Origin of the sequence: Kaistella carnis, assembly GCF_003860585.1 — a bacterium.
In the GTDB taxonomy this organism is placed as follows: domain Bacteria; phylum Bacteroidota; class Bacteroidia; order Flavobacteriales; family Weeksellaceae; genus Kaistella; species Kaistella carnis.
Window position 1 is genome coordinate 22,620 of record NZ_CP034159.1, and the last position, 23,577, is coordinate 46,196.

Annotated in this window: 18 protein-coding genes; 9 read left to right on the plus strand and 9 right to left on the minus strand. The window is 36.7% G+C overall.

Annotated features, from left to right (window positions below; genetic code table 11):
- The first annotated feature begins 16 nt into the window (after positions 1 to 16).
- The 6 genes from purN to EIB73_RS00120 all read left to right on the plus strand — a co-directional run bounded on the left by purN (position 17) and on the right by EIB73_RS00120 (position 7,841).
- Positions 17 to 592 (plus strand): phosphoribosylglycinamide formyltransferase, encoded by a 576-nt coding sequence (gene purN, locus EIB73_RS00095; protein WP_125021445.1) that lies wholly within the window; start codon positions 17 to 19, stop codon positions 590 to 592.
- Positions 589 to 1,464, plus strand: coding sequence for a hypothetical protein (locus EIB73_RS00100; RefSeq protein WP_125021447.1), 876 nt, complete (start codon positions 589 to 591; stop codon positions 1,462 to 1,464). The genes purN and EIB73_RS00100 overlap by 4 nt, the downstream gene beginning before the upstream one ends.
- A gap of 42 nt (positions 1,465 to 1,506) precedes the next feature.
- Positions 1,507 to 3,024 carry a bifunctional phosphoribosylaminoimidazolecarboxamide formyltransferase/IMP cyclohydrolase gene (gene purH, locus EIB73_RS00105; RefSeq protein WP_125021449.1) on the plus strand — a complete coding sequence of 506 codons (1,518 nt, stop codon included), beginning with the start codon at positions 1,507 to 1,509 and terminating at the stop codon, positions 3,022 to 3,024.
- A gap of 99 nt (positions 3,025 to 3,123) precedes the next feature.
- The gene (purD, locus tag EIB73_RS00110) at positions 3,124 to 4,362 is read left to right on the plus strand and encodes a phosphoribosylamine--glycine ligase (protein ID WP_125021451.1); all 1,239 of its coding nucleotides are present in this window, start codon (positions 3,124 to 3,126) and stop codon (positions 4,360 to 4,362) included.
- 209 nt (positions 4,363 to 4,571) lie between these two features.
- Complete coding sequence (gene guaA / locus EIB73_RS00115; RefSeq protein ID WP_125021453.1) at positions 4,572 to 6,101, plus strand: glutamine-hydrolyzing GMP synthase; 1,530 nt, start codon at positions 4,572 to 4,574, stop codon at positions 6,099 to 6,101.
- A gap of 93 nt (positions 6,102 to 6,194) precedes the next feature.
- A complete protein-coding gene (locus EIB73_RS00120; protein ID WP_125021455.1) occupies positions 6,195 to 7,841 on the plus strand; it encodes an ABC1 kinase family protein in 1,647 nt (548 codons plus the stop codon).
- A 39-nt stretch (positions 7,842 to 7,880) separates the two neighbouring features.
- On the opposite strand, the gene EIB73_RS00125 is transcribed toward EIB73_RS00120, so the two are convergent.
- Positions 7,881 to 10,028 (minus strand): outer membrane beta-barrel family protein, encoded by a 2,148-nt coding sequence (locus tag EIB73_RS00125; RefSeq protein WP_125021457.1) that lies wholly within the window; start codon positions 10,026 to 10,028, stop codon positions 7,881 to 7,883.
- A gap of 167 nt (positions 10,029 to 10,195) precedes the next feature.
- The gene (locus tag EIB73_RS00130; RefSeq protein ID WP_125021459.1) at positions 10,196 to 10,522 is read right to left on the minus strand and encodes a hypothetical protein; all 327 of its coding nucleotides are present in this window, start codon (positions 10,520 to 10,522) and stop codon (positions 10,196 to 10,198) included.
- A gap of 368 nt (positions 10,523 to 10,890) precedes the next feature.
- Here EIB73_RS00130 and EIB73_RS00135 point away from each other — a divergent pair, with 368 nt between their 5' ends.
- Positions 10,891 to 12,243, plus strand: a complete 1,353-nt coding sequence (locus tag EIB73_RS00135) for a DEAD/DEAH box helicase (RefSeq protein WP_125021461.1) — start codon at positions 10,891 to 10,893, stop codon at positions 12,241 to 12,243.
- Positions 12,244 to 12,304: 61 nt separating this feature from the next.
- Here the strand turns inward: EIB73_RS00135 and EIB73_RS00140 are convergent, their stop codons facing one another.
- From EIB73_RS00140 to EIB73_RS00155, 4 genes are all read right to left on the minus strand, one after another.
- Positions 12,305 to 12,751 (minus strand): hemerythrin domain-containing protein, encoded by a 447-nt coding sequence (locus EIB73_RS00140; protein ID WP_125021463.1) that lies wholly within the window; start codon positions 12,749 to 12,751, stop codon positions 12,305 to 12,307.
- Positions 12,752 to 12,957: 206 nt separating this feature from the next.
- Positions 12,958 to 13,722: a hypothetical protein gene (locus tag EIB73_RS00145; RefSeq protein ID WP_125021465.1), complete on the minus strand. Its 765-nt coding sequence runs from the start codon at positions 13,720 to 13,722 to the stop codon at positions 12,958 to 12,960.
- A gap of 49 nt (positions 13,723 to 13,771) precedes the next feature.
- Positions 13,772 to 14,599, minus strand: a complete 828-nt coding sequence (locus EIB73_RS00150) for a hypothetical protein (RefSeq protein ID WP_125021467.1) — start codon at positions 14,597 to 14,599, stop codon at positions 13,772 to 13,774.
- Positions 14,600 to 14,609: 10 nt separating this feature from the next.
- Positions 14,610 to 15,407 (minus strand): hypothetical protein, encoded by a 798-nt coding sequence (locus tag EIB73_RS00155; RefSeq protein WP_125021470.1) that lies wholly within the window; start codon positions 15,405 to 15,407, stop codon positions 14,610 to 14,612.
- A gap of 794 nt (positions 15,408 to 16,201) precedes the next feature.
- On the opposite strand from EIB73_RS00155, the gene EIB73_RS00160 reads away from it, so the two are divergent.
- Entirely contained in the window at positions 16,202 to 17,926 is a 1,725-nt protein-coding gene (locus EIB73_RS00160) for a helix-turn-helix transcriptional regulator (RefSeq protein WP_125021472.1), read from the plus strand.
- Positions 17,927 to 17,996: 70 nt separating this feature from the next.
- On the opposite strand, the gene ahcY is transcribed toward EIB73_RS00160, so the two are convergent.
- A complete protein-coding gene (gene ahcY, locus EIB73_RS00165; RefSeq protein WP_125021474.1) occupies positions 17,997 to 19,310 on the minus strand; it encodes an adenosylhomocysteinase in 1,314 nt (437 codons plus the stop codon).
- Positions 19,311 to 19,496: 186 nt separating this feature from the next.
- Between ahcY and EIB73_RS00170 the strand changes: the two genes are divergently transcribed.
- Positions 19,497 to 20,108 carry a 4'-phosphopantetheinyl transferase family protein gene (locus EIB73_RS00170; RefSeq protein ID WP_125021476.1) on the plus strand — a complete coding sequence of 204 codons (612 nt, stop codon included), beginning with the start codon at positions 19,497 to 19,499 and terminating at the stop codon, positions 20,106 to 20,108.
- Here EIB73_RS00170 and EIB73_RS00175 read toward each other — a convergent pair.
- Positions 20,084 to 22,345, minus strand: coding sequence for an FUSC family protein (locus EIB73_RS00175; protein WP_125021478.1), 2,262 nt, complete (start codon positions 22,343 to 22,345; stop codon positions 20,084 to 20,086). The two genes, EIB73_RS00170 and EIB73_RS00175, sit on opposite strands and share 25 nt — an antisense overlap.
- 76 nt (positions 22,346 to 22,421) lie before the next feature.
- Positions 22,422 to 23,555: a type IX secretion system outer membrane channel protein PorV gene (gene porV / locus EIB73_RS00180; RefSeq protein WP_125021480.1), complete on the minus strand. Its 1,134-nt coding sequence runs from the start codon at positions 23,553 to 23,555 to the stop codon at positions 22,422 to 22,424.
- Positions 23,556 to 23,577 lie beyond the last annotated feature (22 nt).

Sequence of the window (23,577 nt, forward strand, 5' to 3'; positions counted from 1 at the left end):
GACTATAGTATATAAGATGAAGAATATTGTTGTTTTGGTTTCCGGTGGAGGCACCAACCTACAAAGGATCATAGACTGCATTGAAAGCGGAGAAATCCCGAATGCACAAATTTCCCTGGTGGTTGCAGATCGAGAATGTTTTGGGCTGCAGCGTGCTAAAAACAGTAATATTCCGTGCAAGTTAATTCCAAGAGGTAAAACATTCTCTTCAGAATTACAGAAATTGCTCCAGGAAAATACAGATCTTATCATTTTGGCTGGTTTTTTATCCATTTTAAATAAAGAATTCTGTGAAACTTTTTCTGGAAAAATTATCAATATTCATCCTTCATTATTACCGAAGTTTGGTGGTAAAGGAATGTGGGGCCATCATGTTCATGAAGCAGTTTTAGAAGCCGGGGAGAAAAAAAGTGGTGCTACAGTGCATTACGTAACTTCCGGGATTGATGAGGGCGGGATCATTCTTCAGAAATCATTTGATATTTCACTAGATGAAACCTTGATAACTTTAGCTGCAAAAATCCATGAAATTGAATTTGAGATCCTCCCAAAAGCCGTAAATTTAGTGTTAAATAATGATAAGAAATTATGAAAACACAATTTGCCCTTTTTCTTGTGTTCATTAGCAGTTTTGCCTTTTCACAAGTCCCCGCCGACCTTAAGTTTGATAATAATTTTGTGAATTCCGAAAACCATTGGGTTGTCATTCCAAATAAAGACGATAAAAAATCCGAATTTAGTTATGGATTTCTCTATTATGATGAGAGTGGAGGTGGTTATTCTCTGCAACAAACCAATAGTTTTACCTTAGAAAATGGTAAGTTTTTGAAGAAGCCTGCCAACGAGAACGAAAAGAAAGTTGTTCGGCTTAACAATTCTGATATTCAGTTTGCACTTTTGTCAGATGCCAGAATTGCCGAAATGAAGTTAGAAAAAGAACCTACATTTTTAAAGGCTTACAATGTGCTAAAAAATGAGGATGAAAAAAAACTTGCCAGGGCGAGTTCCATCAACGGTTTAAGAAGACCCGATTTATCGCTTCCGATGCTCCAATCTCTTAAAGCTAAAAGTTACAGTTCGCCAAAACTTTATTTTGAACTGGCCTATGCAAATAATGCCTTGAAAAAATACGATGACGCGGAGAAAATAATTGATGAAGCCGAAAAAAAAGGTTTTTTCGGTGAACTTCTTATTAAAGAGAAAATTTATTCCTACGTCCATAATAATAAATTGAAGATTGCAGATGATTTTCTAAAACAGCATCTCTCTGTTTTTAAAAGCAGTTTATACAAAGAAGAAAGCATCGGAAATATGGTCATTAATTATTATAACGCTAAAGATCTTGTAAAAGCCAAGGAATGGCTTGCGATATATTACCGTGAATTTCCTCAAGGCGGAAAATATAAAACAGATATCGAAAAGTTAAAAATTGCAGTCGAAAATCCCGCTGCAAAGAAGCAATAAGAAAAGTTATTTAGTCTAATAAAAAGTAAAAAGAAAGAAAAAATGGCAAAAAAAAGAGCGCTGATCTCAGTGTCTGATAAATCCGGACTTTTGGATTTTGCAAAATTTTTAGAAGCAAACGGCTACGAATTAATTTCTACAGGAGGAACCTTCAAACATTTAAATGAAGCCGGTTTAAATCCAGTTCAAATCAATGAAGTGACCAATTTTCCTGAAATGTTGGATGGTCGCGTAAAAACTTTACATCCAAAAGTACATGGCGGATTGCTAGCGGTCCGTTCAAACGAAGAACACATGAAAACCGTACAGGATCATGAAATTGGACTGATCGATATGGTGATCGTCAATCTTTATCCATTTTTTGCCCATGCAAATGCAGACATTTCTCTGGATGAAAAGGTGGAGTTCATCGATATTGGTGGACCTTCAATGTTACGTTCCGGAGCTAAAAATTATCAATCCGTTACAGTAATTACCAATGTCGAAGATTACACTTTGGTTCAAAAAGAGATGGAGGAATCCGGAAATACAACGCTGGAAACAAGAAAAAAACTTGCCGGTAAAGTATTTAATCTCACATCAGCTTATGATGCGGCCATTTCAAAAATGCTTTTAGAAGAAGAATATCCGCAGTATTTAAACGCCTCTTATCAAAAAGTCTCGGACCTTAGATATGGTGAGAACCCTCATCAAACAGCAGCGTATTACGTTTCAACTACAGAAAACGGCGCCATGAAAGATTTTGATATTTTAGGAGGAAAGGAACTTTCTTTCAATAATCTTCGTGATATGGATTTATGCTGGAAAGTAGTTAATGAGTTTAAGGACGAAATGGCATGTTGCGCCGTAAAACATTCTACGCCATGTGGTGTTGCAATTGGCACGACCGCTGTAGAAACTTATAAAAAGACTTTCGAATGTGATCCGGTTTCCATTTTCGGTGGTATTATCGGAATGAATTTTAAAGTGGATGCAGCCACGGCAGAAGAACTTAATCAAACATTCTTAGAAATTGTCATGGCTCCGGATTTTGATGAAGAAGCTTTAGAAATCTTAAGAAAGAAGAAAAATCTAAGAATTATCAAAATTAAAAATCCGGTATCCGATGCGCAGACTTGGGTGAAGATCGATGGTGGAATGTTGGTTCAGGATAACGATAATCAATTTTCGGAGGACATTAAAACCGTCACGCAAACAAAACCAACAGAAGCGCAGCAAAAAGCCTTATTATTTGCACAGCGCGTGGTAAAATACGTAAAATCAAATGCGATCGTTGTTTCAAACGGAGTTCAGGCTCTGGGAATTGGCGGTGGTCAGGTCAATAGAATCTGGGCAACACAACATGCCGTAGAACGGGCGAAGGAGAAATTCAGTGGCGATTTAGTTTTGGCTTCCGATGCATTCTTTCCGTTCCGTGATGTGGTTGATTTTTGCGCAAAAGAAGGAATCAAAGCCATCATTCAACCCGGAGGAAGTATGCGCGATGAGGACAGCATAAAAGCAGCCGATGAATATGAAATTCCAATGTTGCTAACCGGAATGAGACATTTTCTGCATTAATTTTGCATACGTACGTTTTCAGCTAAATTTTTTAGCCCTAAATTTGAAATACACTTTCAAATTAGTAATTTTGTAGAATTCAATAACAATCAAATAAGTATGAAAATATTAATCGTAGGAAACGGCGCCAGAGAATCGGCGATCGCTATGAAGCTGAAAAGCGACAATAGAATAACCAAAATGTATTTCGCCAAAGGCAATGCAAGTACCGATTCATTGGGTCAGAATGTATATGATGATTCCGTAGAAGGACTGCGTGATTTTGCCATTAAAGAAAGAATCGATCTTACGATTGTAGGTCCGGAAGCACCTTTGGTAGATGGTATTGTCGATGAATTTAAAAAACATAATCTTAAGATTTTCGGTCCGAGAAAGAGAACCGCTGAATTAGAAGGAAGTAAAGCTTTCTCTAAAAAATTCATGCAGACTCATAATATCAAAACTGCGAATGCCGTCGTTTTCGATGCATATCAGGAAGCCATTGATTATGTAAGAAGTCAGGAATTCCCTTTGGTTATTAAGGCCAGCGGATTGGCAGGTGGAAAAGGAGTAGTTATTGCAGACGACTTGGAAGAAGCCGAAGCGACCATTCACCGTTTCATGATCGAACGGGTTTTCGGCGATGCTGGAATTCAGCTCGTTATTGAAGAATATTTGAGAGGTTTCGAGACTTCAATCATCGCATTTTCAAACGGGGAGAAATTGTTCCCATGCATTCCGGTGAAAGATTATAAAAAAGCGGGAAGTGGCGATACAGGACCAAATACGGGGGGAATGGGAAGTGTTGCTCCAAGTCCTGAATTTACAGCAGAACACCAGAAAGATTTTGAAGAAAATATTCTGAAGCCAACTTTAGAAGGACTTCAGGCGTATAATATCCGTTTCAAAGGATTTATATTTTTCGGTTTAATGGTGACTGCGAACGGAACTTATCTCCTGGAATACAATATGAGACTCGGAGATCCTGAAACTCAGGTGATCATGGCTTTGATGGAAAATATTCTGTTTGATGTCATCATGGATTGTCTGGAAGGAAACGATATCGACCTTAAATTCAGTGATAAAAAAGCCGTGTGTTTGGTCATGTGTTCAGGCGGATATCCAAGACAGATCGAAACAGGATTTGAAATTAGAAATACAGAAAAAGTACACCAAAGTCAGGTGTTATTTGCAGGAGCTAAAATGAGAGGCGATCGTATTTACACCAGCGGTGGACGCGTTTTAAGTTTGGTTGCAACCGGCGATTCTTATGAGGAAGCAAGCAAGAAAGTGTATGAAGACGCCCGCGTTATTCATTACGATTACGAATATTACAGAGAAGATATCGGGAAATTTTAAATAGAAGGCGTGGTTTTTCCACGTCTTTTTTAGTTACCTCTTTTCTGGGAGCCGGGAACCTGCTCTACGTTACAATTCCTCATTTCGGCGCTCGCTTCGCTCGCGCCTCATTCCGGGATTTTCACTGCGATCAGGGCTAGGGATTTGGCTTTTTAATTAATTTATTTTTTAATACGGATTAAACATTCATTATCAAACATTCAACATATATGCAAAACGGGATTATCATACTCGACTTCGGATCACAATACAACCAACTTATCGGACGCAGAATCCGGGAAATGGGGGTTTATTCAGAAGTCCTTCCTTTCAATACAACTTTGCAGGAAATATTGGACCGTGAACCTTCAGGAATCATCTTGTCGGGCGGACCAAGTTCTGTGAATGCCGAAAATGCACACTTGGTAGATAAAGCACTTTTTGACCAAAATATTCCGGTACTTGGAATTTGCTATGGAATGCAGTTAACCACGCATTTATTAGGAGGAGAAGTAAAGAAAGGAGACAAAGGAGAATATGGAAAAGCCAAACTTCAAATACAAAAATCAAATACGTTACTCTCCGGCGTCAGTCGCTTTTCCACGGTTTGGATGAGCCATTTTGATGAGGTAGAAACCGTACCGGAAGGTTTTGCCATCAATGGAATGACCGATGTTATTTCTGCGATTTCTGATGAATCGAAAAAGATTTATTGCGTACAGTTTCACCCGGAAGTTTCGCATACTGAAGAAGGCACCAGAATGATGGAGAACTTTGTCTTCAATGTTTGCAAAGCCCCCAAAAACTGGAAACTTACCAATTATATTGATGAAACAATTGCAGACATTAAACAAAGAGTAGGGGATCAGAAAGTAATTTTGGGACTTTCTGGTGGCGTAGATTCTTCTGTAGCTGCGGTGTTAATTCACCGCGCCATTGGCGATCAACTGCAGTGTATCTTTGTAGATACGGGACTTTTGAGAAAAGACGAAGGCAAAAAAGTGATGGAAAATTATGGCGAACATTTCAATCTGAAAATTGATATGGTCGATGCTTCGGAACGATTTTTATCCAAATTGGCCGGAGTCTCTGATCCTGAAGAAAAAAGAAAAATCATCGGTAACGAATTCGTCGCCGTATTTGACGAAGAATCTCATAAATTCACAGACGTTAAATTTTTAGCTCAGGGAACAATTTATCCGGATGTTATTGAAAGTCAATCTGTAAAAGGACCTTCATCCGTCATTAAATCGCATCATAATGTGGGCGGACTTCCCGAAGAAATGAATTTAGAATTGCTTGAACCTTTGCGTGAACTCTTTAAAGATGAAGTTCGTAAAGTAGGCGAGGAATTAGGGATTCCGCATCATTTGGTACACCGTCATCCTTTCCCGGGACCTGGATTAGGAATAAGAATCCTTGGCGCAGTTGATGAAGAAAAAGTAAGGATTTTACAGGAAGCCGACGATATTTTTATTGAAGAACTGTATAAAAATAAATTGTACGATACCGTTTCTCAAGCCTTCGTGGTTTTACTGCCAGTGAAATCGGTGGGAGTTATGGGAGACGAACGAACGTATGAATATACCGCTGTAGTTCGTTCCGCTAATACTACTGATTTTATGACTGCTACTTGGAGCAGACTTCCGTACGAATTTTTGGACACCATTTCCAACAGAATTATTAACGAAGTTCGTGGCATTAACCGTGTTGCTTATGATATCTCGAGCAAACCGCCTGCTACGATAGAGTGGGAATAATTTCACCCGTTTAATAAAATATGAATTTTTTAGCTATTCCCCTTTTTTAGTAATTGGGGAATACTTTTTGTCATTCTATCCGAAAACTTTTTTATGTTCGATAAACAGCACCGCAAACTGAAACGTTCTGCCAAATTGATGACCGTATTTAGCAAATATGGTTTCAAAGACGTGTTGGCGCGAATGAATCTTGCTAAAAATAATGAACCTTCTATTGACGAAAATGATATTGCTTTAACCAATTCAGTTTATGAAAGGATCAGAATGGCTTTGGAAGAACTTGGACCTACTTTCGTGAAATTAGGACAAACATTTTCCAGTCGTGAAGACCTGTTACCTCCTGAATTAATTTTAGAATTACAGAAGCTTCAGGATAAAGTTGAAGTCGTCGATTTGGATCTGGAAGAAATTCTGGAACACGAATTCAATATCATTCCGTCTGAACATTTCCTGGAGATTCAGAAAAAACCTTTGGCAACTGCCTCGATCGCGCAGGTATATAAAGCTGTTTTAAATGATGGCACCGCGGTAATTCTTAAAGTGAAGAAGCCGAATGTTCAGGAAAACATTCAGGATGATCTCCTTTTAATTCACGACTTGGTAAAGGTCATCACTACTTATTCCGACCTTGGTTCCAGACTCAATTTAAAGAGTGCAATTTCTACGTTTGAGAAATCTTTGCTGGAAGAAATCTCCTTAATTAACGAAAAAAATAATATCCAACAGTTCGCACTCAACTTTAAAAATAATAAAGAAACTTATGTTCCCAAGATTTACGAGGAGTTTTGCAGTAACAATATTCTTTGTATGGAATATGTTGAAGGTATTAAAATCACCAACAAAGAATCGCTTTTGGAGAACGGAATAGATCCGGTAAAAATTTCTGAGGTAGGCTTGCGACTTTTCGTTTCTCAGATCTTGGATTATGGTTTTTTCCATGCTGATCCGCACGCCGGAAATATTTTAATTAAGAAAGATGGTAAAGTAGTCTTCATCGATTTTGGTGCGGTAGGAACAATTCAGCCGAATGATAAGGAAATTCTGGAGCAGTTAATTGTAGCGTTCGTGTCAAGAAATGCGCAGAAAATTGTAAAGAATCTAAAGAAAATGGCCGTGAGTTATGAGATTCCCGACGACCGCGCCTTCCAGAATGATGTTGAAGATGTTCTGAATTTCGTGCACAGTTCCTCTCTTCAAAATATTGATGTTCCCAAACTTGTTCGTAAAATGACGGATACTTTAAAGAATAACCGTATTAATATGCCGGATTATTTATATCTCTTATTGAAAGGCATTAGTTTAATCGAAGGCGTTGGAAGAACCATCAATCCTGATCTTGATATTGTAAAAAGTTTGCAGCCGTTTACAAAAAGAATCATTTTTAAGAGCGTGTCTCCAAAAAAAATATTGAAATCCGGCTCTCAAAAATTGATGAGCCTGACTGAAAATATGGAGGAAATTCCACAAGAACTACGATCGCTCCTGCAAAAACTTGATGACAATAAATTTACGGTGACGAGTGAAATCAAAAATATTGAAAAGACAAATCAACTCATAAAAACGAGCATCGTCAATCTTATTTTAGGGATGGTTTTATGTGCCAATATTATTTCAACAGCAATACTATGGAATTCCGAAACAGCCTACACGATTGGCGGAATCCCACTTATAATTGTTTTTAGTATTACACTTTCCGCCTTCCTAGTGATTGTATTTTTCTTAAGATTACTTAAAAGGTAACTTTATTTGTGAAGTCATTTTTAAGGGATGTAAGCTTATTTATTTAGCGCCGCCACTATCTTTCTCCACATTTGTTTTCGTATTTTCTTTCACTTTTTGGTTTCCAAATCTTTTAACAAGGGAGAAAGAAACACCATACCAGTCAGATGCAAAATTGTTTCGAAACTGACCAATTGGCGTGTAGGTCGTGTTGTCAAAATTTGGTTTTACGATGAAGTTATTCAGTCGTACTGTCGCCTCCATTTTCAGGGCAGGAAATATTTTAGTCGCTGATAAATTATGAAAAACATTCTGGCCATTGGAAACAAAATTTCCATTGTTCTGACTGTAAACGCCAACCCAAGCATTTAAATTAATATTTTTCCCGAACAGATTTGTATAGGACAGGTTCGTTGATCCACTGATATTGGTGATATAGCTGTCATTTTTCAATCCATTCTTTGCATTGAAATCGCTACTGTCCGAATATTCGACTCCAACATTAAGGTTGACACTCAATTTATTATTCAAAAAACTCTGATTTGTACTGAAGTTTCCGGAAATTCGTTCAATACGCCCATCAAAATTCGTAGGCATTCTGATCGTTTTATCACCTTCCACAACATAAGAAGTCCAATAATCATGATTGCTGACAAAATAGTTAGCAGAAAGAAAGTATTTCTTTTTAATTCCGAGTTTCAGGCCGAACCGGTCACTCGGGTTGGCTTGTAAATCAAGATTACCGCGGTAGAAAACGCCGTCGTCGCCGGGCAAAAGAAAGGGATTAAATTCAGAAAAATAGGGTCTCCAGATAGAATGATTGTAGGTAGCACTCAAACTGTAATTATCAGAAATCGCATATTTCAAAAGGAGATCGGGAAGAAATGTACTGGCTGACCTCGTCCTTTCTACATTCCCAACATCCTGTCTGATTTTATAGGAGATGTGTTCAAATCGAAGTCCGATTCTGGTTTCCAGTTTTTTAAAATAAGTACTACTGAAATTAATATATAGTGAATTTAAATTATCGGTATATTGAAAATCATTGTTTCTGGACTGGTCATACGTCCATTGATCATCGACAAGATTAAAATACTCGTATGGAATCACATTATTTTTAAAATTTGTTTTTCCTCCGAATTCAAGCTGCGATTTTTCTCCGACAGGTTGCGAATAATCCACTTTAAAATAGTAGTCCCGATTCTTCTTATCAGACAGGATTCTATTGCCCTCCGCAGCATTTATCTCATATCTGTTAGATAATTGTTCGCTGTAATCATCCGCGCCGGAGTAATTGATTCCCACGTTAACATCTAAAATTTTATTTTTTACCTTGTCATAGAATTTATAGAATAAATTGGCTCCTAAGTTTTCGTAATCACCGACTGAATGTTGGGTTTTTGTGAAAGAATTTTGAAGCTGCCCGTTAAGAGAAGAGCTGCCATAGGAATTACTGTCTGTAAAACGCTTCGATGTTCTATAATCGAAAATTAAACCCACGTTATTTTTCTCGTTGATTTCAATTTCTGAAGTACTTGATACCGATGGACTTCTGCTTAGGGAAACTGTTTCAGAATTTGAAAGTTCAACTTTATTGCTATCGTAAAAGAGGTATTCTGCGTCAGTTTTGTAAAAGTTTGTGTTATCACTATAACCTGCCGTTAAATTTTGTGTAAAATTCTTTTTATGATAATTGATATTTAAATTGGAACGTTGAGAGTTTTTTGTAGCTTGATCATTAGTAAAACTTGCGCTTCCTTTAATGCCTTCATTTTCCAGTTTTTTCAATACAATATTGATTACCTGTCCTGTTGTTTCATATTTGGAAGATGGACTTGTGATCACCTCGATCTTCATGAGGTTGTCTGCCGGTATGGTGTTTAGATATTCTTTGAGGTCTTTTCCTGTAAATATCGATTTACGGTCGTTGATGTAAACGGTAACACTTTGGCCTTCAGATTTTACGACATCGTCACTGTCAATACTTACCAAAGGCGTCATTCGAAGAACATCCCAAGTGGAATTCCCGGAGAGGATGGAGCTGTTCGCAACATTGAAAACGGTTCGGTCTACTTTGCTTTCTACGGTTGGTTTTCGACCTATGAGTTGAACTTCTTCGATGTCTTTCAGTTGGGTGCTGTCCTGCTTGGATTGTGCGGTAAAAAATAGAGAGCTGAGAAGCCCCACGGTGATAAGAGTAAATTTCATGCAATAGTTTATTTTTATAAGACAACCGTAGAAAGCATTTTATTACTCCTCGTGTTCTTTTCCGGAATAAGTGGTGTTAAATACACAAAAGTTACAGTCAGATTGACTGTTTTGAGGAAAGTTCATCAAATAGTAATAATGAAAAAAGAGTGATTTTTGGCGAAATATCAATCAACCTGAATTCCTTTACGTTTTAGTCTGTATTTGGAGTAAAATTCACCGATTTTTAAGGTGTCTGGGTATTTATAATTATTTATGATTTTCTTATTAAAATTATATTCCATTATAAATGGGACTTTTTCATAGGTGTTTCCTAATACTACTGCAACAGAATCTCCCTTCCAGTAGGCATCTTCAATCCAGAAAGATGGTCCGAAGAAGGCAATTTGCTGTGCTTTTCTATTTTTTAAATCGACAAGAATTAAGGCCTGATCAGCTTCAAACGCTGCACTTCCATCAGGTAACAGTTCCCATTGATAGCTGTCGAAATCCAAGTATTGATCTCTATCTTGATTGAAAACTAAAAATGGTTGGTAGATGGGATTAAATCCTTTTTGATGTAAAATAGGCGAGAAAGATTCACGATACGTTATTGGTGTACTTTCTTGCGGTTTAAAGATTTCACGCTTAAAGTTTGGGTTTTCTTTTCTGTAATACTGAAACCAAGGATGGAGATTGGTGGTGTCTTTCTGCGGAATCTTCGCAGAAGTTTCTGTTTTTTTTAGTATTTCTTTCCTCGGAATAAAGCGGTTTATTCTTTTCGTCGCAGGAAAAAAGTAAAGTAAATAGAAAAAGATAATAAACTTTCATTCTTATAAAATACAAAATATATTAATACTCTCAAAAAAACTATCTTTGCAAAATGGAAAAAATGACCTTTGCCGATTTCGATCTTCCGGAAAAAATTCTTGATGTTTTAGCGGATTCTAATTTATTTGAACCGACACCGATTCAACTTAAAACTTTGAGCCCGATTCTGTCCGGACGTGATGTGATGGGAATTGCTCAAACAGGTACCGGAAAAACTTTGGCGTATCTCCTTCCTGTTCTTAAAACCTGGAAGTATAACAAAAGCGGAAATCCTACCGTTCTTATTCTTGTACCAACCCGTGAATTGGTGGTGCAGGTGGCAGGTATTGTTGAGAATCTCACCAAGAATTTAACCGCGAGAGTCATTGGTATTTATGGCGGTAAAAATATTAACACGCAGAAATTACTTTTTAACGACGGTTGCGATATCCTTGTTGGAACTCCTGGTCGGGTAATGGATCTGGCGATTGACAATGCAATTTCATTAAAAGAAGTTCAGAAACTTATCATCGATGAGTTTGATGAAATGTTGAATTTGGGTTTTAAAGCCCAGCTGACACATATTTTTCAAATGATGAAAGAGAAAAGGCAAAATATCCTTTTTTCTGCAACCATGACAGAAGCGGTTGATGCTTTGCTTTATGAATATTTTTCAGGTCCTGTAGAAATTTCATTGGCAAAATCAGGAACACCACTTGAGAAAATAGAACAAGTCGGATATAAAGTGGAGAACTTTAATACCAAAATTAATTTACTTCAGCATCTTTTAGAAACCGATGCAGACTTTTCAAAAGTACTGATCTTCTGTAATAATAAAAAACACGCCGATTTACTTTATACAAAAATTGAGGAGCTTTTCCCCGATCAATTTGACGTTATTCACTCCAATAAATCTCAGAATTACCGTCTGAACGCCATGCGAAATTTTGAAAATCAAAAAGTTCGCGGTTTGATTACGACCGATATTATGGCGAGAGGTCTGGATATTTCAGATATTACCCATGTTATTAATTTTGAAATTCCTGAAGTTCCGGAACAATACATTCACCGGATTGGTAGAACGGGTAGAGCAGATAAAAATGGTGTTGCGGTTTCTTTTGTCAGCAAAAAAGAAGAAGAGCAGTTATTGGATATTGAGTTGTTGATGGACAAGTCTGTAACAATGTTAGAGTTCCCGACAGGAGTGAAGATCAATCCTGTCAAAATTGCTTCTGAGAAAGATGAGATTGTGATGAAAAATGCACATACCGTAAAACTTGAAGAAGGTGGCGGTGCATTTCATGAGAAAAAAGACAAAAACAAAAAAGAAAATTGGGGTGGTCCACACGCCAGAAAAATTCCGAAGAAAGTCGGCGCAAATCGGGCCCACGAAAAAGCCAAATCAAAAGCCAAGAGAAAAAAATAAACAAAAAATCCGGATGCAGTTTACGACACTCCGGATTTTTTATTTATTATTTAATTGTTTTTTACTTCCAGAATACGTCCTCATAATCGGGTTCTTTTAACTCCGGATGATTTAGACTCAACAAGTGTTCTAACTGTTCGGAAGTCGCCTGTTTTTCAATTTCCGGAAAGATTTGTCGTTCTTCTGTTCGGATATGAAGTTCCAAGAGCGCGCGGAAATTTTCTATTTCGTCGCAGGTTTTAAAACCCTGCTTGATCATTTTTTCAAATGTACGGTGTTGTGAAATGGCTTCTTCAATTAAAGGATGTTCCTCGCCCAAAACTTTAAATATGGTTTCTTCCTCTTCCTCAAAGTGTGGTTTAAGATTGTGATTATAAAAAACACCGATATATTTCGCCATTCTTTCCACAGAGATTTCTTTTTTTAAACCTTCTTTTAATTTCCAGCAGAGCAATAATCCAAAATGGTGATCGCGGCTTAATTGTACTAATGCTTCATGTCTTTTCATATTTTACTCTTTATAGATTTAATTGATTTAAAGGTACTAATTTACCATTTGACCGAGAAATTATTTACTTAAAAGCATGAAAATATATTCTGGTTCTTCAATTTTTTTTGAAAGGTCTTCTACATCATTTAATTTCAGAATAAAAACTCCCTCAGAAAAACTGAGGGAGAAAAAAAATCATTTGTGTTTTATATAAAAGCTTTTTTTTATTGGGTAATTTGAGTAGTTATAAAAACTCTCGCCATATCAGTGTTAATGTTAGGACATGTTCCCGCATTTTTTCCGTAAGAAATTTGGGTATATCCGGAAGTTATTTTCGGAAGGTTTCGTCCGTAAACAGCCACCGTGTGAGTTCCCACACTTAAGTTTTCAAAAACTCCCGCCAGGTTAAATTTCTTCCAGTCACAGGTGAATTGTGCACCCACAGTATTAAATTTTCTCGCAAGTTTTAATTGTCCATCGACAAAAACGCCTATCGCAAACTGAAAAGATTGGTTTGTGTCAACCTCATTATTTATTTGTGCCATACCTTCTGTAATGATATAATTACTGTTCGTAGCTTTTGTGATCGTGATGATTTTTGAGGCATTTAAATCAGTCCATCCTGTGGTGTTGTCATTAAGATTAAATAATGGCATTGTGGTAGGAAATGTTGTAATATTAATTCCTGTTGTAGAAACTCCCGAAAAATTATCGGTCTGTTTTATAATAGCTAAACCGTCATCGATATTAAATATTCTGTTCCATTTTCCACTTTCCCAGAAATTGATCTTTTTTGAAGATGGATTTGTATTATAAACCATTAATCCAGGCACAGGCGTTAACACCGTTACATCATCAGTTGTATTTAACAAATTTACTTGTGGCAACAGCAAACCTTTATTGTCACTATAAATCTGTAACACTGAACCTGGTTGAGGTGTGGTGTTTGTTGTTGGATTCATTGATATTAAAACCTGCCCTGTTGCCATGCCGGATATTATACAAAGTATCACTAGAAGCTGGTATTTAGTTTTCATATTAGAATTCATAAGGTTGGTTAATATATATCGTACTGCTAACGGCCGATTCAAAACTGTTTAAAGAGCTGCAACCCGAATTTGGACCACCGTACGTTACAGTAAGTCCAGAAATGTTAGGAGCGGAAATATTTCGAACAGCAAATTTCACCGTATGGCTTCCTAAACTTAGATTTTGCGCAGTTCCGTAAATCATAAATTGTCGATAATTACAGCTGGAACTAAAATCGAGATACATAGGTTTTACATCCACCAGCAGATCATCAACAAAAAAGCCGATCGTTGACATGATACCACTTGTAGAAGAAGCGTTATTTGCCTGGTACATTCCGTTAATATTAAATAAAACCGCATTCATACCACGATCAATACTGATGGTTTTGGTAAGTGGCGTAATCACGGTCCATTGTGCAGTATTTAAAACTTCACCTGCTGCATGGGCGGAATAGCCATAAAACTGGTTCGTAGGATTTCGGGTAAAGGTATAAGGTGTGGCTGAATTTGCCGAGTAATATTTTACCTGATTTTGTAAACTCGTTTGATTTAAATCACTGAAGAAATAATCCCATTTCGAACCATTCCAGAAATAATATCCTTTTTTTCCCAAAAGAAGATTATTCGTATTATAAATTAAGAGTGATTCTGTTCGTGTAGGAATGGTAATAGCGTCTGTATTGCTTTGTAACGCCGACTGGGGAAAAGTAATACCTTTATTATTGGATTTTACATCTAATGCAGCAGAAGGATCTGGCGATTGTGTATTAATGCCTACCTGTGCTGAAATGCAAATACCACTAATGAGAAATAAGGAGAATAGATAATTTTTCATAATCGGTGTTTTATTTTTCAGATATTTGAATGTTCATAATCGATTTATCCATCAGTGGACTTAGATTAGAGCAAGAGGCATGCTTTCCACCAAAAGTGATACTGTGGCTCGCATTCTGAGTCACTCTAAGTGTTTCACGAATTTCAAAGAGATGATTTCCTGCCGTCAGGTTAGAAACATTAAAGAACACATTGTAGTCATTATAGAGACACGTAGCGGTACCATTAATAATGAAGTTTCTTACTGCGGCCAGTTTTGAATCTACGAACAATCCAATAGAATAGGATAAAAAAGTGGTATCTGTTGCAGCAGAATTAACCTGTGCAATTCCACCTGCGGTGACAGAAACCGTGTTAAGTCCCGAATAGAGAGAGACATTCGCAGAAAGTCCCGGAACGACTTGGAAATCGTGCGCGGCAGGCGCTTCTCCTATCGTGTAACTGACCCCGGTATTAGCAGAACTGTCATTTATCCCGGCCGTAGATGTGTAATTTTCCACCCTTAAAATACCCAGATATTTATAGATATTAGAGGTAGAAAGAAGGGGATTCCACTTGTTATTTAACCAGAAATAAAATCCCTTACCCGAGGTTATATTGGTATTATAGACCAATAGAGAATTTGCTGGGGCAGCCACAGGTGCAGCTTGGCTTAAATCCGGAATATTCACGTTTGGCAATAGCACCCCTTTGTTTGCTGAAACGATTTTTAAAATTTCGGAGTCGTCGAAGGTCGTTACATTACTCCCAACTCCAACTTGCGCGTAGGAGAGATAACTGGAGAGTAGTAATCCCAGAATAAATTTCATTTTCATCATTTGTGTATTTCACTTACAAAATTAGGGTTTGTAATGGAAGGATATACGAATTAAACACCTATTCGGTTTGGGTGAAAAAACCCTAAGTTTATAGTTAAACATTTAATTGATTTAATTTAACTCTCGTACTAAATGTCTAGGAGAGATGACTAATCAAGATTAAGCGAATCTTTGTTAGATAAAAAGTGGAATTTATTATGCTTAAGTTTCATCAAATGGTGATAAAATAATTTTGATTTGGGAATAATGACTAATTCCCTATTAAAACTTTTGAGATAAAACTGGGCTCATTATTTTACTGAGCTTTCAGAATTTTGAGCAAGAAGAAGCAGTAGAGATATTATTCTTCTAAATCTAAAATAATAAAAAAAACTCCCTTAACCGGTGGTTAAAGGAGTCATCATCATTTGTGTTTTTAGGTCATTAAAACTATTAAGCTTTTACTGTTCAGCAAGAGTTTTAATGGTTACTAGTTTTTTGTTCAACAAATGTATCATCTTCCGTATAAAAATCCGAATTATTTGGGTGGACAAAGGGTGGACAAATTAAAAATGACTACCTGAATTTACTTCTAAGTCTCGTATGTAATTGATTATCAATTGCTTTTTTAAATTCTAATTTATTTTATTATTTTTACCTACTTTTGTTTAATATCATATTTTTTAACCTTAAATATAATTAATGAGTAACGTTTTATTTGTTTTATGATAGAAATGCTAAATATTACTTTTATATCGTAAGATAATCTTATATTAACATGTTTATTTTTTTACAAAACGATCTATGTGAAACTTCTACTCAGCACTTTCTTATTTGCCGTATACATTTTTTTACCGGCGCAGAAAATTAATTTGAGCTCCGATCTCTCTCAGGTTGCTTCCTGGGAAAATCTGATCATGCAACATGATCTGCTGAATGTTGACACAATCAAGGCAAAGTCATTTTTAGAGCCCCTAAAAAATCGTAATACTTTAGGGGATCAAATAATTTATGATGCACTTATCGCAAAAGTGTATGCAAAAAATTTTGATAAAATTAATGCAACGAGCAACAGTCTTTTTTCAAAATCCATTAGGAACGCGGTTAAATTAGGTGATCAGTCTCTGGAAGTTTGGTCGCTTCTTAATTATGCTGAATACCTGTATAATTTTAGGCAAATGACCGAAGCGTTACCCTACTTCATGTCGGTTACAGAGAAGATAGAAAACATGTCTTACGACAAAATTCTGTTTCCTGGAGAATCCTTTAGTAAAATCGGCTTTTTCATGGGTACGATCGGGGATAATAGTCTTGCTGTAACCTATCTAAACAAAGCACTTCAATATACAAAGCCCAACACTTCTGCTTATGCCATGGCTTTAGATAATGTGGGAATATACCTAATGAATTTGGGAAATTATAAAGGTGCAGAAAAAAGTATAACCGAGGCATCGGTGATGGCAAAGTCAATAGGAGATGAGGTACGATATGCAAAAACCCTGGGCAATCTGGCGCAGATCTATGAAAAAAAGGGGGAAATTCCACGTGCAATTGAACTTGTTCGTCAGGATATTGTCATCTCCGAAAAAAATAAGAGTACTCAAAATACCATGTTTGCCTATACTTTATTGGCCCGACTTCTCATTAAAAATAATCAAATCACCGAAGCAAATGAAGCAATAAAGTATGCCGATGCGATCGCGAAGTCGAAATCATACTTTAAAATTAATGAGCTTGATATTTTGAAACTGAAACTCAAAATATTGAATCTGGAACATAGAGAGGATGAGGAATTGGAAGTGCGCCGCAGAATTAGTGTTTTAGAAGACTCATTGAATAAAACAGATGGCGTGCTTCCCCTCAATCAGGCAAATTGGTTGATGCAGAAAAGAAAATACCAACATAACATTGTTGCGACAAAAAAAGAACTCGTAAGGGAAGCCAGCCTAAAAAATGTGATTTTTGCCATCACAGGACTTTTGATTGTCTTGGTACTGTTTATATTTATCCGGTCAAAAAATAAGTTAAAGGAAACGCAGCTTGAAAAAGAGAGGAAAATTAAGATGTATGAAGACATGAAACGACGTAATGAGCAGAAACTCCTGGATGCGAACAAAACGTTGGATGCTCAGATTGATTTTTTGAAAGAAAAAAATATACAGATTCAGAAACTTCGTGAGGAAATTGAGAATTTCAAAGAATCAGGTTCTACTTTTGTTGAAAAAGACCGTAGTAAACTTCACGATTTACTCCAGTCTCATTTAATGACGGAGGAAAACTGGTTAAATTTCCGGCGGGAATTTGAGAAAGAACATCCTACTTTTTATAAAATATTACAAAAGGATTTTCCAGAGATCACCACATCTAATCTTCGAATAATTTTATTGCAGAAATTAGGCTTTACAAACTCCGAAACCGCAGCCTTATTGGGAATTACGGTCGACGCCGTGAAGAAGTCAAAACAACGATTAAAGCACAAATTGGGAGCGAAATATGATGTGCTCTTTAAAATGATGGTGTCTGAAAATTAAAAAACTCTCCATTAAAAATGAAGAGTTTTAGTTTTATTTCTGCTAATTTTCGGCAATCAGCAAAATAAATTTAGTATCTGTAATATTCCGGTTTGAATGGTCCTTCCACAGAAACGCCGATGTATTTTGCCTGCTCCGGAGTCAAAGTTTCCAGTTCTACGCCTAACTTTTTAAGGTGTAAAGCCGCTACTTTTTCATCTAAATGTTTTGGCAACGTGTACACTTCATTTCCATAAGCTTCTGAATTGGTCCACAATTCAATTTGAGCCAAAGTTTGGTTTGCAAAAGAATTACTCATTACAAAACTTGGGTGACCTGTGGCACAACCTAAGTTCACCAAACGACCTTCTGCTAAAATAATGATTTCTTTACCGTCAATAGTGTAAACATCAACCTGTGGTTTTACTTCATATTTTGTATCGCCATAATTCTCGTTTAACCAAGCCATATCCAATTCATTATCGAAATGTCCGATATTACAAACTACGGTTTTGTCCTTCATTCTTTTGAAATGCTCTCCTTTAACAATGTTAAAGTTACCGGTTGTTGTAATAATGATATCTGCATTTTCAACTACAGTGTCCAGTTTTTTAACTTCAAAACCTTCCATTGCGGCCTGTAATGCACAGATTGGATCAACTTCAGTTACCGTAACGATAGAACCTGCTCCTCTGAAAGAAGCTGCTGTACCTTTACCAACATCACCATAACCACAAACTACGACTCTTTTACCCGCAAGCATCAAGTCAGTTGCTCTTCTGATCGCATCAACTGCAGATTCTCTACATCCGTATTTGTTATCGAATTTTGATTTTGTTACTGAATCATTTACGTTGATTGCAGGCATTACCAAAGTTCCGTTCTGCATTCTTTCGTATAATCTGTGAACTCCGGTTGTGGTTTCTTCAGAAAGTCCTTTAATATCTTTTGTTAATTCAGGATATTTATCGAAAACCATATTTGTTAAATCACCACCATCATCTAAGATCAGATTTAAAGGTTTTCTGTCTTCTCCAAAAAAGATGGTTTGTTCGATACACCATTCAAATTCCTCTTCTGTCAAGCCTTTCCAAGCGTAAACTGGAATTCCGGCAGCAGCAATTGCAGCCGCAGCGTGATCCTGTGTAGAGAAAATATTACAAGAAGACCAGGTAACCTCGGCTCCCAAAGCCACCAAAGTTTCAATTAAAACGGCAGTTTGAATCGTCATGTGAAGACATCCCGCAATTCTCGCTCCTTTCAAAGGTTGAGACGGACCGTATTCTTCGCGAATTGCCATTAATCCCGGCATTTCTGCTTCGGCCAATTTGATTTCTTTTCTGCCATACTCGGCTAATGAAATATCCTTAACTTTATAAGGAACGTATTGTGTTGTAGTTTCCATCTATTTAAATAAATTTGACGCAAAGATACTAAATGTCTTTATTTAATTTTCGTCCATTTAAAAAATAGCGGTTATATCTTTTATCTATTAGAAAACAAAAGATGTTAATTTTGATTTAGGTAAAATTAATATTTGAATATTTGTTTTTTTAAAGAATTGCTTATTTTTACTATCTAATACTTATTCATGCCACTTTACCGCGATTTTTCAGATGATCAAGCAACTATTCTTCTTTGGAAATATGACGAGGAGGAAGAATTGAATCCCGAATTCCTTTTAGAAAAAGAAAATATGGATCGCGTAAAAGATTACCATCCCACGAAATTAAAGGAACTGCTGCTGGTTAGAAAAATTTTGAAATCAGTTTTGCCCGATCATAAAATACTGTATAACGAAAGGATTCCTTATTTGTCGCCCAACGATTTTGAAATTTCAGTTACGCATTCTTTTCCGTTTGCCGCATTAGCGATTTCTAGAAACAAAGTTGGAATTGATATTGAACCTTTCAACCCGAAAATAAAAAGAATTCAGCATAAATTTTTGCAGGAGGAAGAAAGCGGTTTTATAGAAAAAGACAAAGAAGTGGCTTATCTCACCGTGATTTGGTCCCTGAAAGAGAGTTTATATAAAATTCATCACAGCAATTACTGGTCTTTGAAAAAGCATTATGAAGTGAAGCCGTTCCGTCTTGATTTTCCTTTTAATATTCAATGTCGGGTTCATGATGAAAAAGTATCAGACCTTTATAAAGCACGGGTAGAATTTTTTGAGAATTATTGCTTCACCATTGTTGATTGAATGTCCGGCTCTAAATTCTCGACTACTTTTCGCTGCTCTTTTGCGACGTCATAAATCAATTCCAGGATTTCTCTTAAGTTTTTCAACTCTGTTAAGTGACTGATTTTATTCGGATCACGACGGTCAAAAAACTCGTTGTGTTCCAATTCTTTTCTGCGTTTTTCAAGTAGGTTTTCTACCGAATCGTCCGGCTGCAGTTTGCTTTCCTGCAAAATATTTTGGTGAAGGTTTTTTTGATTTAAAATTAAGTCCGTTCTTACCAACTCTGCTGAAATTTTTAAATCCCATCCTTCAAAATCAATCTCGGGATATTTCTTCGATGATTCCGAATATTGAGAAAATGAAGCGATATAAGCGGTAATAAGGTGTGAAGTAATAACAAACTGATGAACGAGTTCTAACTGTTTTTGTTGATTTTTTGGGTCAGAAATCATTCTCTGAAAATTATCAGAAAGATTGGCCAAGTCGATGATGGCTGCTTTTCTCTTCAGTTTATAATCCTGAATATTAAGATTTTCATTTTTAAAGAAAGCCATTGCTGCAGAGAAATATTTATAATTACTGTCTGCAGATTTCTTCATATAATCTAAATTTTTGGTATGCTCCCAAACAGGCAAAATAAAATAGGACACCGCAAAAGCCACAACTCCTGCAATGATGGTATCCAGCACCCGATCTTTAAATATGGTATTTAAATTCCCCGGATTAAGAATATTAAAGGCGAGGAAGATATAAATGGTCATAAAAAATACGGCCCAGGAATATCTTGACTTTAAAAAAGCAAAACACAAAATCATGGCCGCTAAAAAGAGGGTGAACAGTACATTTTGATTCGAGATAAAATACAGAATTGCGTAGGCTACTAAAGCTCCGGCAATCGTGCCGTAAAGCCGTAAAAGGTTCCGGTGTTTGGTCGTTGCATAAGCAGGTTTTAAGATGGCTACAATGGTGATGAAAACCCAATAGGAATGACCAATTCCCAGAAATTCAAGTTTAGAAATAAAGTATCCGACCACCAGCGCAACTGTAATTCGGATCGCATGACGAAAGTGCGATGATTTGAGAGAAAGATTGCTGAGCAAAACTTTAGCTTTCAGTTTTTCCTCGGCGGTTACAAACTTGCCGTAATCAAGGCCGGTAGAAAGACTTTTTGCCATTTTCTCATCCTGACTGAAAACGCGGTAAATTGTTTTTATTTCATCAGAAATATCAGTGATGCGATTAAGAATTAAACGCAGCGTCATGAAATCTTCCAGTGTTTTGGATGTTAGTTTTCTGTTGCGTAACTCGAAATATTCATTGAAGATATTTTCAAGCATTTCGTCGATATTTCTTAATGGTTTCGCTTTGGAGCCACTTTGCAGCGCAATACCAATATTGCTCATTTCCTCCGAAAGTTTCTGAAGGTAGTCACCCAAAGAATGTAAAAAACCCGTGGCTCCAAAATTTTCCTGAACTTTACGATAATCACTTTCGGAAGTCATCAGTTTCTCATGAAGATCGATCGAATCAAGAAACATCAGCATTAGTAAGCGGCTAGTGGTTGTAGATTCGTTAACGATCTTTCGGGTTTTAAAAACGGTTTCCCTAGTTTCTTCCTGTAGATTTTTAATGGCAATCTGCTTTGAGATAATTTGGGAATATAAGCTGTCAAAATTTGGATTTTCAAAATAAAACTTTGACTTTAATGAAAGATAATCTGCGAGTTCCAGGTAATTTTCGCCGATCATTTGACCCGCGAGCTTATAAGGCTGTATTTTAGAAACGACTAAAAATATCAGAAGATAACAAAGGGAACCTGCCAAAAAGATCAGAGAACTTTTTATAATATGATCTCCTGTTAAATGCCCGTCAATAAATATTCCTAAAACGACCAGTGACAGGGAGCCAACTGTTGCCAGGCGCTGACCGTAAACGCCAATCATGGTAAAAAGTATACCGAAGATAATAATCTCCGGATAAATTAAGAGAGGAAAATTTTTAATTGAACTCGCGACAAGCGACACTATAAAAAAGCAGATGATGGCAAGTATCAAAGCGTTTCTTCTTCTTTTAAAAGGACCTGCCTGATCTGTAAGACCCACGAAACTGGTCGCAATTGGGAAAAGAAAATACTCCTTTAACAATCCGAAATGTGCCAGTATCACACTCGGTAAAACAATGGCCAGAGAAACGCGCACTGCCATATAGATCGACTGGCTGCTGGCAAATTTTTTTAATTCTGTGGCGTAATTCATTTTACAAATTTAAACTTTTAAGGTCAAAAAAAAGCCTCAAAATTAATTGAGACTTTAAGATAAGAATAAATTTTTATTAATAATCCTGCGCATTCGAGGATTCTTCTCCAATCGTCCAGGTCAAACCAAAACGAAGGGTATTGTCCAAAGCTGAATTGATTTTAGAAGTATTGATTAAATAAGACATATCTAAACCAAAAGACTGGTATTTCAAGCCAACACCTACGGTCGCATACTGTCGGCCACCTTGTTCTGCACTTTCATGGAAATAACCGCCTCTCAAAGCAAATGCGTTGTCGTATTCATATTCTACAGCGCCGCTGATCATGGTGCTTTTTTGATTGTTGAAAGATTTTCCGATACCTTCGATGACACCAACATTCGGAACATTACCCGTTTCATCAGGTCCTGGAACCAATAGTTTTGAAGCTTCAACGTTGATTCCAACTCTGTTTAAATCATCGATAAACAAGTCATATCCTGCTCCTAATCTTGCCATGGTAGGAAGATAAGATCTGCTTTCATCATCTCCTGTATAATCTAATCTTGGTCCTAAATTTTGAATCGCGAAACCTGCTTTTGCCCGTCCTTCATAATCTCCAAAAGAGGCATGTTTTTCTGACATAAAATAACCGGAAACATCAACTGCAAAAGAGTTTGCTGCTTGTAAAGTGTTGTCAGAGTTAAATCCACCAGACAAATCTGAACGGATAAATCTACCGGTAACCGCCATGGAGTAGTAGTCTGAAAGTTTTAGACCGTATGCCACATCAATGGAGAATTCATTTGGTTTTGCAGTTCCTTCCTGTACTACTTCAGTCCCAACCAATTTGGTAAGGTCAACTGAACCCATGTTAAAATAATAAATACTTGCGGAGATGGTTGCTCTTTCTTCGTCACCTAAAAATTGGTGGTAAGCACCATAAAGCAAAAACACATCATTGGTTAATTTGCTCATATACGGCGTGTAGTTGATTCCAATAGCAGAAGTGGTCTTGCTGAAAGGATATTTCGCCGCATTCCAAAACTGAGAAAATGCGTCTGTAGTGGTAGCAACTCCTTGATCACCCATACCACCTGCACGTGCATCTGGCGAAATTCTGAGAAACGGAGCGCCTGTTAAAACCGGTTGAATGTTACCAACCTGCGCATAAGCAGTGATTCCCATGCCTAATCCTAATCCTAAAAATAGTTTTTTAGTCAATGTCATAAAGTTTTTTTTTATCGTTATT